The organism is Geodermatophilus dictyosporus (assembly GCF_900115505.1).
Classification (GTDB): Bacteria; Actinomycetota; Actinomycetes; order Mycobacteriales; family Geodermatophilaceae; genus Geodermatophilus; species Geodermatophilus dictyosporus.
The window spans coordinates 1-1643 of sequence record NZ_FOWQ01000014.1 but is presented as its reverse complement, the minus strand read 5'-3'; the positions used below and the strand labels follow the sequence as shown (position 1 = coordinate 1643).

At 75.7% G+C, this 1643-nt stretch carries 1 protein-coding gene and 1 pseudogene; both read right to left on the bottom strand.

Translation table 11 applies throughout. From position 1 onward, the window contains the following. A partial coding sequence (locus tag BMZ33_RS22465; RefSeq protein ID WP_136697390.1) for a HAMP domain-containing protein occupies positions 1–959 on the bottom strand: 959 nt, incomplete at its 3' end. A 456-nt stretch (positions 960–1415) separates the two neighbouring features. Beyond that, positions 1416–1643: pseudogene (locus BMZ33_RS22460) on the bottom strand (methyl-accepting chemotaxis protein); the annotation flags it as partial.

The following is a 1643-nucleotide window of genomic DNA, read 5'->3' as shown; positions in this document are numbered from 1 at the left end:
TCCGCCGCACCGGCCACCACCCCGGACTGCGCCGAGGTCTCCTCCGCCGACGCCGAGATCTGCGCCGACGAGGCCGACAGCTCCTCCGAGGAGGCCGCCACCGCGTCCGAGGCACCGGCCACCGACGCCATCACCGTGCGCAGGTCGACGACCGCCGCGTCCAGGGCGGCGGCGGCGCGGCCGACCTCGTCGCCCCGGTCGACGCCGGTGGTGCGGGTGAGGTCGCCGGCGGCCAGGCCCTCGGCGACGTGCGTGAGGGCGAGGACCGGCCGGACCACCCGCCGGGCGACCGCGAGGGCCATGCCGAGGACGAGCAGCGCGCCCAGGGCGACGACGGCGGCCATCGTCCACGTCGTCTGCGCCTGCTGGGCGTCCGCGGCGGCGCGGGCCTCGGTGACCCGCTCGTCGAGCGACTCCTCGAGCTGCGCGGTCAGCTCGAGGATCTCGAAGTAGACCCCGTAGCCCTCTCCCTGGATGAGGGTGTCGGCCGCGTCGACGTCGGCCACGGCTCCCCGCGTGTACAGCGCGACCGCCCGGTCGTCGACGGCGAAGAACTCGTCCCACTGGTCGACGACCTGCTCGTGGGCCTCCGTCTCGTCCGCGTCGAAGACCTCGGTCGGCGCCGCGTCGAGGGCCTCGCGCATCCGGTCGGCGACGTCCAGGAAACCCGCCCGGTTGGCGTTGTCCGCCTGGACGGCCGCCTGGGGCCCGACCCGGCGCGCGTCCCAGGCGTAGGCGACCTGCCACCCGCTGACGTCGGCGTTGTAGTAGGTCATCTCCTGGGCCCAGCCCAGCGCCTGCTGGAGCTCGCCGACCTCGTGGCGGTTCGAGCCGGCGCCCTGGAGGCCGGCCAGGGCGAAGCCGCCGACGGCGATCGCGGCGGCCATGCCTGCGCCGCCGACGGCGAGGATGGCGCCCCGGACCCCGACGCGGGTCCGGCGGGACGTCGAGCTGGGCATGTCGAGGGTCCTTCCACGGTGGGTGTGCTCCGCCGGGTCTCGGGGCGGAGGGCTGGCCCGGCGGCTTCTCGTCCATTCCGGGCGAGGACGACAGTAGGGGCAGGCGAAACACGAACGGACGAAGAACGGGGGCGCGTGACCGCATCGTGAGGAATGGCTCCGGCGCAGTTCCTGCGCCATTCGGCGACCATTCCGGCCGTGTCGACACATCGGCACCGGCACTGCCGGTGCGCGCCGTTCCCGCAGGTCGCCGGACGGTCGGGGAGCGGGCTGCCGGCGGCCACCGGACCGGCCGGGTCGCCGTGTCGACGGCGCGGGGCGGTGGCCGCGCGACACGCCGCGCCGCGGCGGGCCCGGGGAGCACGGTGGGCCCGGGGAGCACGGTGGGCCCGGGAAGCACGACGGGCCGGGTGACGACCACGCGGTCGTCACCCGGCCCGGCCGGCGGTGGGACTCCTAGTAGGTGAAGCGCGCGACGCTGGTGCGCAGGTCGGCGGCCATCCGCGACAGCTCGTCCACGGCGGAGCGGGTCTGGGTGAGCGCCTGCGTGGTGGAGTCGGCCGCGCCGGACACCCCGGAGATGTTGTCCGCGATCTGCCCGGAGCCGTGGGCGGCCTCCTGCACCGAGCGGCTCATCTCGTTGGTGGTGGCCGTCTGCTCCTCCACCGCCGAGGCGATGGTGGT